Raw genomic sequence first — 13,789 nt, 5'->3', positions numbered from 1 at the left:
GCCCGCGAGGAGTTTTCCGATGATTGGTCTAGTACTTGTGACCCACGGGCGCCTTGCCGACGAATTCAAGGCAGCGCTTGAGCATGTCATGGGCCCACAAAAGCAAATCGAAGCGATCACGATCGGCGCCGAAGATGATTCCGATCTCTGCCGAAGCGACATCATCGAGGCGGTCAACCGCGTCGATTCCGGCGACGGCGTTGCGATCCTCACCGACATGTTCGGCGGCACGCCGTCGAACCTGGCAATATCCTGCATGAGCCGGCCCAAGGTCGAAGTGCTCGCGGGCATCAACCTGCCCATGCTGGTCAAGCTTGCCAAGGTGCGCGAGGAGCGACCGCTGCCCGACGCGATCGCGATGGCGCAGGAAGCTGGCCGCAAATACGTCACCATCGCCAGCCGGGTGCTCGCCGGCAAATGAGCGAGGAGGCGCCACAAGCCGCGACCGGCGTGCCCGCGGGCGCGATCTCCAAGGATCTCCTGATCATCAACAAGCGCGGCCTGCACGCCCGCGCCTCGGCGAAATTCGTCCAGGCGGTCGAGCGCTTCGATGCGCAGGTGTGGGTGACGCGCGGCGGCGAGACCGTCGGCGGCACCTCGATCATGGGCTTGATGATGCTCGCCGCGGGTCCCGGCACGACGATCACGGTGGCGGCGGCAGGGACCGACGCCGAAGCCGCGCTCGCGGCGATCACGGAGCTCGTTGAAAGCAAGTTCAACGAGGAAGGGGTTTAGGCCCTTCTCTCACCACGCGGCCAGGTGCGCTCCCTCGCCCCGTACTTGCGGGAGAGGTGACGAAATCATTTCCCCGGCGGCGCGAAGTAGATGTTCCAGCTCATCGACGGTCCGGCCTTGCCGTTGGTGAAGCGGCGCGTTGTCATCACGATGCGCTCGGCGTTGGGCGCGACGTCCGACACCCATTTCTCGAACGCGGGCAGGCGGCCGTCGGTCGGATCGAACACGCCAATGAAGCCGTACTTCCTGGCGTCGTCGCGCGAGGTCAGTCCGGAATCCCAAGCCTCCAACGGCAGCAGCGCGGACGGATGATCCGGGCTGTAGAACACCAGCGGCTGGATCTGCTCCATCGTGCCGGCAACGACGGCCCAGCGCGAGCCGAAGCGGGTGTGCCAGGCCTGGGTCAATTCGCGCGCGAGCTCCGAGCGCGCGCCATAGATCTGGGCATTGCCGGCATTGGCCGCCATCTCGCGCGCGGCGATCCAGGGCGAAGCGGCGAGCGTCGCGGCGCTGAGCACGAGCCAGATCGCGGCGATGTTGAACAGCGCGGCGCTCTGCACGCGCAGCGTCGGGATCGCGACCAGAGCGAGCGGCACCAGGAAGAACAGCGAGATGCCCCAATCCGTCTTCATGTAGATGCTGAAGGCGAGCGCGCCGAGCGGCGGGCCGACTGCGACGATGACCTGGACGATCCAGACATTCAGCGCCTGCGAGACATTGACCCCTGCATTGGCGCCGCGCGCCCAGGCGCGCGTGACGATGCGCAACGGCGCACGCAGCAGCAATCTGCCCCATGGCGGCACCAGCGCCATGGCCAGCGCCGCGAGCGCCACCGGCAATGCCAGCAGCGCGAAGTTGTGCAGCACATAGCCCGCGACGAGCTGATGCACCTGGGCCTTGTCCTGAAGGCTGTAGGTGTCGCCGGCATAGGTCAGCGGCACGAAATGCGCATCCGCCAGCCAGACGAGGTGCGGGATCATCGCCGCGACCATCGTGGCAATCGCGACCCACGGCGCGGGCGACGACAGGAAGCGCAACCGGTCGGGATGGATCAGCGCGGCGAGGCCGATCGCGCCGATCATGGTCAGCACCCAATATTTGGTCATCAGCGCCAGCGCGCCGGCAAGCCCGAGCAGGATTCCGGATTGCCAGCTCCGCTTCTCGAAGGCGTTGAGATAAGCGAGCACCAGGAGCGGCAGCGTGACGAGCTGCAGCAGGTCCGGGTTGTACTTGAAGCCCTTGAAATTGAAGATCGGGTAGAGCGCGATCATCACCACGACTAGGAACGCGCGGCGCGCATCCACCACGCGCAAGGCGATCAGCCAGCAGATCACCATGCCGACGCTCACCGTCGTCATCGCCAGCGCATAGGTCGCCCAGTCCGCCGCCGGGAGCGCCTTGAACCAGAGGCCGGCCACCCAGCCCGACAACGGCGGGTGCTTGCCATAGCCCCAGAGGAATTTCTGTCCCCAGCCCCAGGCTTCTGCGACGTCCATATGAACGTCCTGCGCCGTCTTAAGATTGATCAGGATGAAGGTCCAGAGCACTGCATGCAGGATGGCAAATTGGATCACCAGCCACAGGCGCGCCTCGGGGCGGACCGCACAGGCAACCAGGAAGGCCCGGAAGCGGTTGTAACTCAAGCGGGTCTTTGCCCGCGCTCCGGCAGTGGGAAGAGAGGTCGTGGACATGGCCGTGCGTAGCGCGTTTTGGCCCGTCATGGAATCAGCTTGGCGTCAACAAAGGCCCTGAAAATACAGCAATATGGTTGCCGCACGGGGATGTGAGTGGTATCCCGCGCCCATGACGACCGTCCCTATTTCCAACATCCGCAATTTCTCCATCGTCGCCCATATCGACCATGGCAAATCGACGCTGGCCGACCGCCTGATCCAGATGACCGGCGGCCTCTCCGACCGCGAGATGGCGGGCAAGGAACAGGTGCTCGATTCCATGGACATCGAGCGCGAGCGCGGCATCACGATCAAGGCGCAGACGGTGCGCCTCGCCTACCGCGCCAAGGACGGCAAGGACTACATCTTCAACCTGATGGACACGCCCGGCCATGTCGACTTCGCTTACGAGGTCTCGCGGTCGCTGGCGGCCTGCGAGGGTTCCCTGCTCGTGGTCGACGCCAGCCAGGGCGTCGAGGCGCAGACGCTCGCCAACGTCTACCAGGCGCTCGACAACAATCACGAGATCGTCCCGGTCCTGAACAAGGTCGACCTGCCCGCGGCGGAGCCCGAGAAGGTCAAGCAGCAGATCGAGGACGTCATCGGCATCGACGCCTCGGATGCGGTGATGATCTCGGCCAAGACCGGCCTCGGCGTGCCGGACGTGCTGGAAGCCATCGTCACCCGCCTGCCGCCGCCGAGGGGCGATCGCGACGCCACGCTGAAGGCGCTCTTGGTCGACAGCTGGTACGACGTCTATCTCGGCGTCGTCGTGCTGGTGCGCATCGTCGACGGCACGATGAAGAAGGGCCAGCGCGTGCGCATGATGGGCACGGGCGCGGCCTATGACGTCGAGCGCGTCGGCTTCTTCACGCCGAAGATGCAGCAGGTCGAGGAGCTCGGCCCCGGCGAAATCGGCTTCATCACCGCCGCGATCAAGGAAGTCGCCGACACCCGCGTCGGCGACACCATCACCGACGACAGGAAGCCGGTCGCCGAGATGCTGCCGGGCTTCAAGCCGGCGATCCCGGTGGTGTTCTGCGGCCTGTTCCCGGTCGACGCCGACGACTTCGAGACGCTGCGCGCCGCGATGGGCAAGCTGCGCCTCAACGACGCCAGCTTCTCGTTCGAGATGGAGACGTCGGCCGCGCTCGGCTTCGGATTCCGCTGCGGCTTCCTCGGGCTGCTGCACCTCGAGATCATCCAGGAGCGGCTGTCGCGCGAATTCGATCTCAACCTGATCGCGACCGCGCCGAGCGTCATCTACAAGATGAAGCTCACCGACGGCCAGGAGATCGAGATCCACAATCCCGTCGACATGCCTGATGTCGTCAAGATCGCCGAGATCGACGAGCCCTGGATCGAGGCGACGATCCTGACGCCCGACGAATATCTCGGCAGCGTCTTGAAGCTGTGCCAGGACCGCCGCGGCGCGCAGAAGGAGCTCACGTATGTCGGCTCCCGCGCCATGGTGAAATACGACCTGCCGCTCAACGAGGTCGTGTTCGACTTCTACGACCGCCTCAAATCGGTCTCCAAGGGCTACGCCTCGTTCGACTATCATCTCACCGACTACAAGCCGGCCGATCTCGTCAAGATGCAGATCCTGGTCAATGCCGAGCCGGTCGACGCGCTCTCGATGCTGGTCCACCGCACCCGCGCGGAAGGGCGCGGCCGCGCCATGGTCGAGAAGATGAAGGAGCTGATCCCGCCGCACATGTTCCAGATCCCGATCCAGGCGGCGATCGGCGGCAAGGTGATCGCGCGCGAGACGGTGCGCGCGCTGCGCAAGGACGTCACCGCGAAATGCTACGGCGGCGACATCACGCGTAAACGAAAACTTCTGGAGAAGCAGAAGGAGGGCAAGAAGAAGATGCGGCAGTTCGGCAAGGTCGACATCCCGCAGGAAGCTTTTATTGCCGCGCTGAAGGTCGACAGCTGAGGCGAGGCTCAGGACGGGCCAGCCGGGTCGCCGTGGCCGGCAAACAGGCGCTCTCCCGACGGCAAACAAAAAAGTGCGAAAACAACCCCATGCACAGTAGCCGCCCTCTTGGCGGCATTGTGCTTTTTCGATTTTACGAAGTCGGTTTGACCCGTCGGGCAAAACAGGGGTATGGTGGCATCATCGAACGCTTGCCTCTCAGCCGTGTATCTATTCCTCGCCCCTCTTCGCGATCCTGATGCCCTCGATGATCCGGTCGCTCGGGTGCAACACGACGCGATCACCTGCAGCTAGTCCGGAGAGAACTTCGGCCACGCGGTTATTCCGGTGGCCGATGCGGACCGGGACAGTTCTTGCACGGCCGTTCTCGTCGGCGAAAACCGCCCATTGGTCGCCTTTTCGGAACAAAGCGCTCACCGGCACGGTCAGCGACTCGGTCGCGCTCCATGTCGTCACGTGAACGATAACACGATAGTCGTGCCCGAGCGTGCCCCACTTCTCGGGCGGGTCGGTGAAATCGATGGTCACGCGGACCCGCTGCTCCTCGGTGCCGAGTGCGGAGACTTTCAGGAAACCGGCCGGGTCGACCCGGACCACCTTTCCCGCGATGGGCTGACCGCCCCAGCCATCGATCCGGACCGGCGCGCCGACCTTGATCTGGACCGCGTCAGTCGAGAGCAGGTCGGCCACGACCTCGAGATCGAACGGGTCGCCGATATCAACCAGCGGCGTCCCGGGCAGAACCGTCGTCTCGCTGTCCTGGATGATCTTCAATACCCGTCCGCTTGTCGGCGCCAGCACACGGATGCAGCAGGTCGGCTCCGCGGGAGGGATAGCGCTTGCCGGGTCCATCAGCCGGGCCGCCAGGCTGGTCCGCACTGCGCGGCGCATCTCGACCTGGGCCTTGGCACCTCTCAGGGCGGCCTCGTTGGTGGCGACCTCGAATTTCGCCTTGTCGTAGGCCTGGGCCGAGGTGGATTGCGTCCGCAACAGCGTCTGCACCCGCTGGAACTCGGTCCGCGAAAAATCCAGCGCGGCTTCGATCCGCTGCACTTCAGCTTCCTGCTGCTGGATCGCGGCGTCTGCGGCCAGGACCTCCGCCTGCAGCTGATCGCGCGATCGCGCATCGATGAAGCCGGGCAGCGTCGGTTGCATCAGGGCGACGGTCTGGTTAGCGACGACGTCGTCGCCGACATGGAGCGAAGGCCCCTGCTCGCCGAGCGGATGCGAGATTCTCAAGACCTTGCCCGCGATCGGCGCCGACACCGTGTAGACGTGGCGCACGCGGGTCTTGCCGTCGTCGTCCGCCGTGACCTCGATCGGCCCCTTCGCGACGGTCGCGAGATCGACCAGAACCGGTCGGGGCCAGGCGAACCAAGCGAGCCCTGCGAGGATCGCAGCAGCGAGCGCGGCGCCGATGATGCGTTTGGTCCAGTTGGCGGGCATGGCTAATCTCGCGTCTTGAGGACCGCAACAAGGTCCAATCTGTCGATGCGTTCTCGGATCACGGCGGCGGAAACGATGGCGGCCAGCACCACGACGGACGTGGCGATCACGTAAGTCGAGTGCTCGACGACGAGGCGGACGCGCATCAACTCGCCGGCAAGGTTCGTTTTCATTACCCAGGCGAGGCCGTAGCCCATCAGCCAACCGGGCGGTTGGGCGATCAGGGTGAGGATGGCGAGCTCAAGCAGCAGGATGCGCAGCACCTCGCCGCGCGTGAAGCCGAGCACGCGCAGGCTGGCCAGTTCGCGCGCCCGTTCGGACAGCGAAATGCGCGCATTGTTGTAGACGACGCCGAACGCGATCACGCCGGCAAGGCCCGTGTAGATACTCGCCATCGTGGTGACGAGCAGCGCGACGGTCTTGCGGAAGTTCGCCAGCGAAACGCGCTGCAGCGCCACGCCGCCGACCGTCGGTATGGACTTCACCGCCGTGTAGAAGTCCTCCGTCCGGTTCTCGTCGAGGCTGAGATTGACGCTAGTGACGACGGGCGCCTCGCGCATCAGCTTGTGCAACGCCTCGATCTCCATCATGCCCCTAATCCCGAAGTAGTCCTCGACGGTCGCGACGACCGGCACCGTCACGGATCGCCTGGCGCCCTCCAACAGATCGACCTCGACGCTATCGCCTGGTCCGACGCCGAGGATATGCGCGAGCATGCCGGAGATGGCGAGGCCCGTCTCCGGCAGGATGACCGGCCGAAGCTCGACGTCGATGATGCGCCTGAGGTGGGCAGCAGCCGGTCGGCCGCTGATGACGATGCGCCGTTCGACGTTGCCGTGGCGGATCCGGACCGGCACCTCGCGGAACGGCTCGGCGGCGAGAACGCCCGGAAGCCGGCTCACCTGCTCCACGACATTTGCGATCCGCTTCTCGGCAAAGCCGATGGTTGCGTCCTGCCGGTCGGCGAGGAAGTAGGTCACATCGGTCAGATGCTCCATGCTGTCCCGCGTGAACAGCGAGACGACTAGGATCGCGGTGGCCAGCGCCATGCCGAGCGCCGTGAAGAAGGCCCGTACCGGATGCCGGGCGATGTTGCGGATCATCATCAGCGTCGGCTGCGACACGATCCGGTCGAGCTGGATGCGCGCCGAAAGCAGCCGGCGATAGACCGGCGGGGCCGGCGCCTGCATGGCGACGGCCGGGGGCAGCTTCACCACCTCGCGCAACGCACGGAATGCGCCGATCGCCGCAGCCGCCGCGCTAAGCGCACCTGCCGTGAGATAAACGTCCGGTGCCCTCGCGAACACCAGGAACGGAAAGTGGAAGAAGTCGCCGAACAGCGCGGTGACGTGCAAACCGAGCCAGGTGCCCACGATGCCGCCCAACACGATGCCGACCACGACGATGAAGGCAACGAACTTGAAATAGTGCAGCACGATGCTGCCGTCTGAATAACCCAGCGCCTTCAGCAGGCCGATCTGCTCGCGCTCGAGCGCGACCAGCCGGGTCAAGGTGAGATTGACGAGGAAGGCCGCGACCAGCAGGAAGATCGGCGGCAGCGTGCGGCTCATGTTGTTGAGCATGTCGAGTTCATGATCGAGCCAGGCGTGCGAGGTCTGGTCCTTGCGGCCATGCGCCGCCTGCCCGCCATAAGGATCGAGCAGGGCGTCCAGTCGCCGGACCACATCGCGCTCGGAGGCGCCGGGCTGCAGCTTGACCGCGACCGCCGAGAAGGCGCCGTCGAGATCGTAGGCAGCGCTAAGCACCTTCTCCGACATCCAGACGATGGCATAGCGGCGATCGTCCGGCATCAGGTCGCCCGGTCCGACCGTGTAAACGAACTCGGGCGACAGCGCGATTCCGACGATGACGAGCTCGCGCTTCCTGCCGTTGAGGATGGCGGAGAACCGCGCCCCCTCGACGAAACCGTGCGCCCGAGCGAACGGCTCGTTGACGACGACCTCTTCAGTCCGTCCCGGCGCCGGGAACCGCCCGGAGCGCATGTAGAGCCGGTTGAGATGTTGCTCACCCGTGTCGGCCAGCGAAACGAACTGCGCGCTGGCCGGCGCGGAGAAACCGGGAATGTCGAGTAGCGCCGGCTTGGCGATACGGGTGTCGATGGCGGCGACTCCTGGGATCTCGCCGATCCTGTCGGTGAGCGCCTTCGGTGCCCGCTTCGCCTGCGCGAACACATCGGCAAAGCCGTAACGCTCGTAATAAGCGATCCGGGTCTCCTCCAGCGATCGGTGCGAGCCCACCGCGAGCACCAGCGTCGCAACCCCGCCGCCGACGACCAGCGCGACCGCGAGCACCTGCGCCCAGAGCCGTCTGACGTCACGAAGCAGCTTGATGTCTAGCACCTTCATGTCGTCACCAGGTGAGCTCGGCGGCCTCCCGCCGGGCCTCGTTGGTCCGGATGCGGAAGATGCGACCGTCGGCGAAGAACAGCACTCGGTCAGCGACCTCCTGGATGCTGGCGTTGTGGGTGATGATGACTGTAGTGGTCCCGAGCTGCCGGTTGACGCCAAGCAGCGCCTCGATGACGCGGATGCCGGTCTTCGAATCCAACGCCCCGGTCGGCTCGTCGCAGAGCAGCACCGCCGGCCGCTTCGCGATCGCGCGGGCGATGGCGACGCGCTGCTGCTCGCCGCCGGAGAGCTGGGCGGGAAAGTGATGCATCCTCGCTTCGAGTCCGACCAGCGCGAGGGCGTCGGCCGGCCGCATCGGATTCTTGGCGACTTCGGTGACCAGCGCGACGTTTTCGTAGGCCGTGAGGCTGGGCACCAGATTGTAGAACTGGAAGACGAAGCCGACGTGATCGCGGCGGTACTTCGTGAGTTCGCGGTCCTCCAGATCCGTTAGGTCCAGATCGCGGAAGAACAGCCGGCCGCTGGTCGGACGGTCGAGGCCGCCCATGATGTTGAGCAACGTCGTCTTGCCGCTGCCGGAGGGGCCGAGCAGCACGACCACTTCCTTCTCGGGAATGTCGAGGTCGACCTCGTTGAGGGCATGCACCATCACCTCGCCGGAGACATAGATCTTAGTCAGCGCCTTTGCGGTGAAGACGGGAACGCTCATTGACGTCCTTTAAAGCTAGCGCCGTTTGCAGGCATCTCCTCGCGAAGGTCAGCCGTGACGATAGCCGCCAGAAGAGCTATGACCGGATCGCCGGTTGAGATGGGGAATGAAGGCCGGCACCTGCGCGGCATACCGGGCATAGGCCTCGCCGAACTCGCTCCGGGCCTCACGCTCCTCGTCCCCGGCGAGCTTCACGTACATGACGGTCAACACCGGAAACATCGCCAAGGTCAGAATCGTCGGCCATTGCAACAGGAAGCCGAACATCACCAGCACGAAGCCGACATATTGCGGATGCCGGACGTAGCTGTAAGGACCGGTGGTGGCGAGGCTCCGGGTCTGCTGCGCCTCGTACAGCGTCCGCCAGGCGAGGGAGATCAGGATGAACCCGGCGCCGATGAAGATGAAGCTGAGGACATGGAACGGCCCCGTGTGGGGATTGGTCTTCCAGCCGAACATCATCTCGAGCAGATGACCGGCGTCGTGCGAGAACCAGTCGACGTTCGGGTAGCGCGACTGCAGCCAACCCGACAGGAAATAGATGGTGAGCGGAAAACCGTACATCTCCGCGAACAGCGCCACCAGGAACGCGCTGAAGGCGCCGAAGGAGCGCCAGTCGCGCGAGGTCTGCGGCTTGAAGAAGCTGTAGGAAAACAGGATGAACACCGCCGAGTTGACGGTGACGAGGCTCCAGAGGCCGTAAGCAGGCGGAATGTCGTGCATCACGCGCTCCTCGAATCGTTTGGCCGGCCGCCACCGTGACGGTGACCATGGTCGCCATGCATGAAGAAATGCATCAGCGGACAGGCAAGGAGCGGCAGCCAGACCAGGAGCCCCAGCACGTGAGCCCTGTGCTCGCTGAACAGCAGCACGCCGGCGATGGCCAGGAATCCGATCAGGACCAGGCCAGCCTTGGCTCTCATGGACATGCCCGCGGCATGCCGCTGTCGATAAGCGGAATGATCCTGCACCGGCATGGGCGCGCTCCTCTCGATCCGCGCAGCATAGGAGCACCGCCGCCATCGCTTTTGACGCAGATCAAAGGCTCGCGGGAGCTGAGCGCGCGAGACAATTAGCAACCGATCGTACCTTGAGATTCGTCAAGACCGACGTTGCGCCGATGCGTATCGTGGACCTTCGCAACCTGGAGGACCGAACATGATCACCAAGACGCTTCTCGCCACAATCGGCATTGTTTCCCTGCTGGCCGTACCCGCCACGGCTCAATCCACCGACAAGGAAAAGAACGGCCATCACTACAGCGGCGGACCCAAGACAGAAGTTCCGCACCACATGGGCAAGAAAGAAAAGACCGGCACCTCTGCCAACGCTCAATCAGGCGGTCATCACTACACGGGCGGCCCCGGCACGTCGTCGCCTCATCACATGGGCAACAAGAAATAGTTCGATCTTAGCGGCACGCGAAGGCAAGAAGAAGATGCGGCAATTCGGCAAGGTCGACATGCCGCAGGAAGCTTCATGGCCGCGCTGAAGCATGGCACCTGCATCGCAGCGTGTGCGATGCAGGCATCCACGTTCGCTGCTAATCGATCACGATTTCCTCTTTGCCTCGACGTATCGCGCAAAATTGTCGAGGATCGCCTGCCAGCCGCCCTGCTGCTGTTCGACCGAGTGCGTTGTTTCGGCGTCGAAGACGACACGGACGACAACACCCTTCGGGCCGGGCACGAACTCGACCTCGGCCTTTCGATCGCCGAACGCGTATTCGATCCGCTTGTGCTCGACGATCTTGGTGTAGATGCCGGCGAAGTCGAAGCCGATGCTGCCGTCCTTGGCCTCCATCCGCGACGAGAAGGCGCCGCCTTCCCGCAGGTCGACCGTCGCCCTGGTCGTATGCCAGTCGTCGGACGCGGCATTCCACTTCACGATGTCGGCTGGCGTCGTATAGGCACGCCAGACCTGATCGATCGGGGCGGCTACGCTGGCTTCGACGGTGATCCTCATGGGCATTGCTCCAGTTGCGACTTTGACGCTCGAATTGACGGAATCTCGCCACGTGTGCCGGGTCCATTTCCAGCACGTCCGGGACGTGTCGACCCGAGGACGATCGAGACCGGCCCATGCCGACATGGTCCGGCGTCAATGTGCAAAAAAGTTGGAGAAGTTGTGGTGTGGGCAAGCGAAGTGTGCCTGCGCGCACGCCTCGTCCTTCGAGACGACGCTGACGCGTCTCCTCAGGATGAGGCTCATTCGGCGTCGGTGCCTGTTGGAACTGCTGCCGCGGACTCCGCCCTCATCCTGAGGAGCCCGCTCAAGCGGGCGTCTCGAAGGATGGCGCAGGAAAAAACTCTCTAATGCGATAGCCCTGCCCGCCAGCTTCGCTCTTCGAGCTGTGGCGGCCAAGTCGCACTACCGTCCCGCGCTGGTCTTCAGATCGGCCTGGTCTTTCCTCGAATGGCCATTGACCGTTTCAGGACCTGCTGGGCATCGGCATAGCGGCCTTGATACTTGTAGAGACCGGCGAGGTTTTCCAGAACGCCGGCGAGATCCGGATGGTCAGGGCCGAGGGTTTTCTCGAAAGTGGCCGCCGACCGCTTGAACAGCCGCTCGGCCTCCGCGTTACGGCCCTGGCGCCCATAGAGCGCAGCCAGATTGTTCTGTGCCTGGGCGATGTCGGGATGATCCGGGCCGAACGCCTTCTCGGTCACCGCCATCGACCGCTTCAGCAGCCGCTCGGCATCGGCATAGCGATTGCGATTGATATAGGCGTCGGCCAAATTGTTCATCAGCACCGTGGCTTCGGGGTCGTCGGGACCGAGCGCCTTCTGCAGCACGGCGAGGCCTCGCTTGAACAGCGGTATAGCCTCATCGTATCGGCCCTGATGGCTGTAGACAGCGCCCAGATTGCTCAACGCCATCACGATCGATGGATCACCGCTTTTCTCGTGAATGGCGATCGACCGCTTGAGCACCGGCTCCGCTTCGGCGTAACGCTCTTCCGCACGGTAGAGATCGCCGAGATTGTTCAGCACCATCGCGACTTCGGCATGATTCGGACCGAGTGTCTTCTCGTCAATGGCCAGCGCGCGCTTGTACAGCGGTTCGGCAACGGCGTATTGGCCGAGATTGTAATGGATCGTGCCGAGGTCGTTCAGCGGCGTCGCGACCTGCGCATCATCAGGGCCGAACTCCTTCTCGCGAAGGGCCAGCGACTTCTGGGCCAGAGGCAGTGCTTCCATGTACTTCCCGGCCCGATAAAGCTGCTTCATCTGCCGGGCCAGCGTGCCCGCCTCGTCCTCTTCGGCATGGGACGGCACGCCGAACGACAGACTCAAGGCAAGCGCAGCAACTGCAACGCAGATCGATGCTGTCAAGGTCCTCATCGCGCCTTCCCTCGTCGCGGCTATTGGGACTTACGCGCCATTGGTGCTCCCGGCAGCCGGACAGGTTCAATGCAACCGCGGCTTTCCGACGCGACCGACCGCGCCAGCGCGGCTGTATGCCATTGGCAGGCATCAGCAATTGATCATTGCCCGAGCTGCTGCAGCACAGCAGACCACAACGCGAGCGGCTCCCTGAAGGCTCCGGGTTCGTTCGGCTTCTGGCGAACGGCCGTGTGCACCATGACGAGCTTGGAGGCGGGATCGACCAGGATGAGCTGACCGCGAATGCCGATGAGGGCAAATCGGCGCTGCTCGCCGGGGAGGAGCCACACCTGATAGCCGTAGCCGAAATAGCGCGTGGCCACGCGCGGAGCGAGATGACCCTCCTCTGGCCTGACGGTCGTGGCATCCAGCAGCCACTGCCGGGGGATCAGCTGCCGGCCTTCCCAGGCGCCGTCATGGGCGAGCAACCGGGCCAAGCGCGCATAATCGCGCAAGGTCGCGTTGAAGCAGCAATAGGCGATCTCCTGCCCGCTGCCGTCGATCACCCAGGAGGCGTCCGCCTCGGTGCCGATGGGGTCCCAGATCCGGTCGCGGAGATAGTCGGCGACCGGCGTGCCCGTGGCGGCGCGCAGGACCAAGCCGAGTATCTCCGTTTCAACGCTGGCATAGTGGAATTTGGTGCCTGGCGGCGCGGTCCGCGTGTTGAACTGCGCGACGATGGCGGCGGGATCTTTCGGCGGGCCGGCGAACAAGGCCCGCCCAAGCCGGGCGATGTCGTCGTTCCCGTCATAGACTTCCGAGAATTCGACGCCCGACGACATGTTCAACAAGGCGCGGATGGACGTGTTGCCATATTCCGTGCCTGCAAGGCCGTCGACATAGGTCGCGACGAGGTCGTCGATCGACTTGATCCGTCCCTCCGAGACCGCGATCCCGACCAGCATGGCTACCAGAGTCTTGGCCATGGACATCGAAACAAAGCGGTGGTGGTCGGTCCGTGCATATTGATAGTGCTCGTACAGGATGGTGTCGTCCCTGGCGATCAGGAGGCCCGTCGCCGGGTTGCGCTTGAGGTAGTCCGCAATGCCGAGCTTTTCGGTGCCAAGACTGTAGGTGACCTGTGGCTCCAGCGCGCGCTTGAATTGCCAGAGCGTCGTCGCGCGAGCGACCCGGCGCGAGGGATAGATCTCGCCGAAATGGCTGTAGCTGCCGACGAGCTTGTCGAGCGGGGGAGCGGCGCCGCGCGTGCCGACCGGATAGCCTTCAGCCGCGCCGTAGAGCTCGGCATCGGGACCGCTATCCGAAAAGACCGGCCCCGGCGCGGCGGGCGCGCTTCGGACGTCCTGCGCGCACGCCAGGGGCGACCAGATCGCGGAAACAAAAATGACGGGCAGGAAAAGCCGGCGGCACCCGCGCGGCCTAAACGACGCTCCCCAGTTCATTGCACTTGCCTCCCCGCACGTTGGTGGGTGTGCGCTTCACGAGAACAACATCGCAGGCTGGTGACGCGCGGCATGCTATCATTGCGGGCGGGCCGTGTCAGCCTGCGGTGGCAACCCGCCTTGCTC

13 protein-coding genes are annotated in these 13,789 nt (G+C 64.4%); 4 read left to right on the top strand and 9 right to left on the bottom strand.

Annotated features, from left to right (window positions below; genetic code table 11):
- The first annotated feature begins 19 nt into the window (after positions 1-19).
- Positions 20-421: a PTS sugar transporter subunit IIA gene (locus I6F24_RS15040; RefSeq protein ID WP_007597752.1), complete on the top strand. Its 402-nt coding sequence runs from the start codon at positions 20-22 to the stop codon at positions 419-421.
- The gene (locus I6F24_RS15035; RefSeq protein WP_036014186.1) at positions 418-735 is read left to right on the top strand and encodes an HPr family phosphocarrier protein; all 318 of its coding nucleotides are present in this window, start codon (positions 418-420) and stop codon (positions 733-735) included. Before I6F24_RS15040 ends, I6F24_RS15035 begins: the two co-directional genes overlap by 4 nt.
- Before the next feature lie 65 nt (positions 736-800).
- Here the strand turns inward: I6F24_RS15035 and I6F24_RS15030 are convergent, their stop codons facing one another.
- Entirely contained in the window at positions 801-2,426 is a 1,626-nt protein-coding gene (locus I6F24_RS15030) for a glycosyltransferase family 39 protein (protein ID WP_225150821.1), read from the bottom strand.
- Between the two features lie 112 nt (positions 2,427-2,538).
- Here I6F24_RS15030 and lepA point away from each other — a divergent pair, with 112 nt between their 5' ends.
- Positions 2,539-4,350, top strand: a complete 1,812-nt coding sequence (gene lepA / locus I6F24_RS15025; protein WP_225150819.1) for a translation elongation factor 4 — start codon at positions 2,539-2,541, stop codon at positions 4,348-4,350.
- A gap of 210 nt (positions 4,351-4,560) precedes the next feature.
- Here lepA and I6F24_RS15020 read toward each other — a convergent pair whose 3' ends face one another.
- From I6F24_RS15020 to I6F24_RS15000, 5 genes are read right to left on the bottom strand one after another with little or no spacing between them, the layout of a single operon-like run.
- Complete coding sequence (locus tag I6F24_RS15020) at positions 4,561-5,796, bottom strand: HlyD family efflux transporter periplasmic adaptor subunit (protein WP_036026436.1); 1,236 nt, start codon at positions 5,794-5,796, stop codon at positions 4,561-4,563.
- A gap of 2 nt (positions 5,797-5,798) precedes the next feature.
- A complete protein-coding gene (locus tag I6F24_RS15015) occupies positions 5,799-8,162 on the bottom strand; it encodes an FtsX-like permease family protein (protein WP_225150817.1) in 2,364 nt (787 codons plus the stop codon).
- A gap of 4 nt (positions 8,163-8,166) precedes the next feature.
- Entirely contained in the window at positions 8,167-8,874 is a 708-nt protein-coding gene (locus tag I6F24_RS15010; RefSeq protein ID WP_225150814.1) for an ABC transporter ATP-binding protein, read from the bottom strand.
- Between the two features lie 48 nt (positions 8,875-8,922).
- Entirely contained in the window at positions 8,923-9,597 is a 675-nt protein-coding gene (locus tag I6F24_RS15005) for an isoprenylcysteine carboxylmethyltransferase family protein (RefSeq protein ID WP_225150812.1), read from the bottom strand.
- The gene (locus tag I6F24_RS15000; protein WP_036014201.1) at positions 9,597-9,851 is read right to left on the bottom strand and encodes a DUF2933 domain-containing protein; all 255 of its coding nucleotides are present in this window, start codon (positions 9,849-9,851) and stop codon (positions 9,597-9,599) included. Before I6F24_RS15000 ends, I6F24_RS15005 begins: the two co-directional genes overlap by 1 nt.
- Before the next feature lie 181 nt (positions 9,852-10,032).
- On the opposite strand from I6F24_RS15000, the gene I6F24_RS14995 reads away from it, so the two are divergent.
- A complete protein-coding gene (locus I6F24_RS14995; protein WP_036014203.1) occupies positions 10,033-10,278 on the top strand; it encodes a hypothetical protein in 246 nt (81 codons plus the stop codon).
- Positions 10,279-10,425: 147 nt separating this feature from the next.
- Here I6F24_RS14995 and I6F24_RS14990 read toward each other — a convergent pair whose 3' ends face one another.
- The 3 genes from I6F24_RS14990 to I6F24_RS14980 all read right to left on the bottom strand — a co-directional run bounded on the left by I6F24_RS14990 (position 10,426) and on the right by I6F24_RS14980 (position 13,663).
- Positions 10,426-10,839: an SRPBCC family protein gene (locus tag I6F24_RS14990; protein ID WP_225150810.1), complete on the bottom strand. Its 414-nt coding sequence runs from the start codon at positions 10,837-10,839 to the stop codon at positions 10,426-10,428.
- Between the two features lie 425 nt (positions 10,840-11,264).
- The gene (locus I6F24_RS14985) at positions 11,265-12,218 is read right to left on the bottom strand and encodes a tetratricopeptide repeat protein (protein ID WP_225150808.1); all 954 of its coding nucleotides are present in this window, start codon (positions 12,216-12,218) and stop codon (positions 11,265-11,267) included.
- 143 nt (positions 12,219-12,361) lie between these two features.
- Positions 12,362-13,663 (bottom strand): serine hydrolase, encoded by a 1,302-nt coding sequence (locus I6F24_RS14980; protein ID WP_225150806.1) that lies wholly within the window; start codon positions 13,661-13,663, stop codon positions 12,362-12,364.
- Between the last annotated feature and the right edge of the window lie 126 nt (positions 13,664-13,789).

This window comes from Bradyrhizobium sp. BRP23 (genome assembly GCF_020194135.1).
In the GTDB taxonomy this organism is placed as follows: domain Bacteria; phylum Pseudomonadota; class Alphaproteobacteria; order Rhizobiales; family Xanthobacteraceae; genus Bradyrhizobium; species Bradyrhizobium yuanmingense.
This window is presented reverse-complemented; position numbering and strand designations above follow the sequence as displayed.

Excerpts from the sequence above, each read along its gene's own strand:
- I6F24_RS15040 (WP_007597752.1), top strand. The coding sequence starts at position 20 with ATGATTGGTCTAGTACTTGTGACCCACGGGCGCCTTGCCGACGAATTC.
- I6F24_RS15035 (WP_036014186.1), top strand. The coding sequence starts at position 418 with ATGAGCGAGGAGGCGCCACAAGCCGCGACCGGCGTGCCCGCGGGCGCG.
- I6F24_RS15030 (WP_225150821.1), bottom strand. The coding sequence starts at position 2,426 with ATGTCCACGACCTCTCTTCCCACTGCCGGAGCGCGGGCAAAGACCCGC.
- lepA (WP_225150819.1), top strand. The coding sequence starts at position 2,539 with ATGACGACCGTCCCTATTTCCAACATCCGCAATTTCTCCATCGTCGCC.
- I6F24_RS15020 (WP_036026436.1), bottom strand. The coding sequence starts at position 5,796 with ATGCCCGCCAACTGGACCAAACGCATCATCGGCGCCGCGCTCGCTGCT.
- I6F24_RS15015 (WP_225150817.1), bottom strand. The coding sequence starts at position 8,162 with ATGAAGGTGCTAGACATCAAGCTGCTTCGTGACGTCAGACGGCTCTGG.
- I6F24_RS15010 (WP_225150814.1), bottom strand. The coding sequence starts at position 8,874 with ATGAGCGTTCCCGTCTTCACCGCAAAGGCGCTGACTAAGATCTATGTC.
- I6F24_RS15005 (WP_225150812.1), bottom strand. The coding sequence starts at position 9,597 with ATGCACGACATTCCGCCTGCTTACGGCCTCTGGAGCCTCGTCACCGTC.
- I6F24_RS15000 (WP_036014201.1), bottom strand. The coding sequence starts at position 9,851 with ATGCCGGTGCAGGATCATTCCGCTTATCGACAGCGGCATGCCGCGGGC.
- I6F24_RS14995 (WP_036014203.1), top strand. The coding sequence starts at position 10,033 with ATGATCACCAAGACGCTTCTCGCCACAATCGGCATTGTTTCCCTGCTG.
- I6F24_RS14990 (WP_225150810.1), bottom strand. The coding sequence starts at position 10,839 with ATGAGGATCACCGTCGAAGCCAGCGTAGCCGCCCCGATCGATCAGGTC.
- I6F24_RS14985 (WP_225150808.1), bottom strand. The coding sequence starts at position 12,218 with ATGAGGACCTTGACAGCATCGATCTGCGTTGCAGTTGCTGCGCTTGCC.
- I6F24_RS14980 (WP_225150806.1), bottom strand. The coding sequence starts at position 13,663 with ATGAACTGGGGAGCGTCGTTTAGGCCGCGCGGGTGCCGCCGGCTTTTC.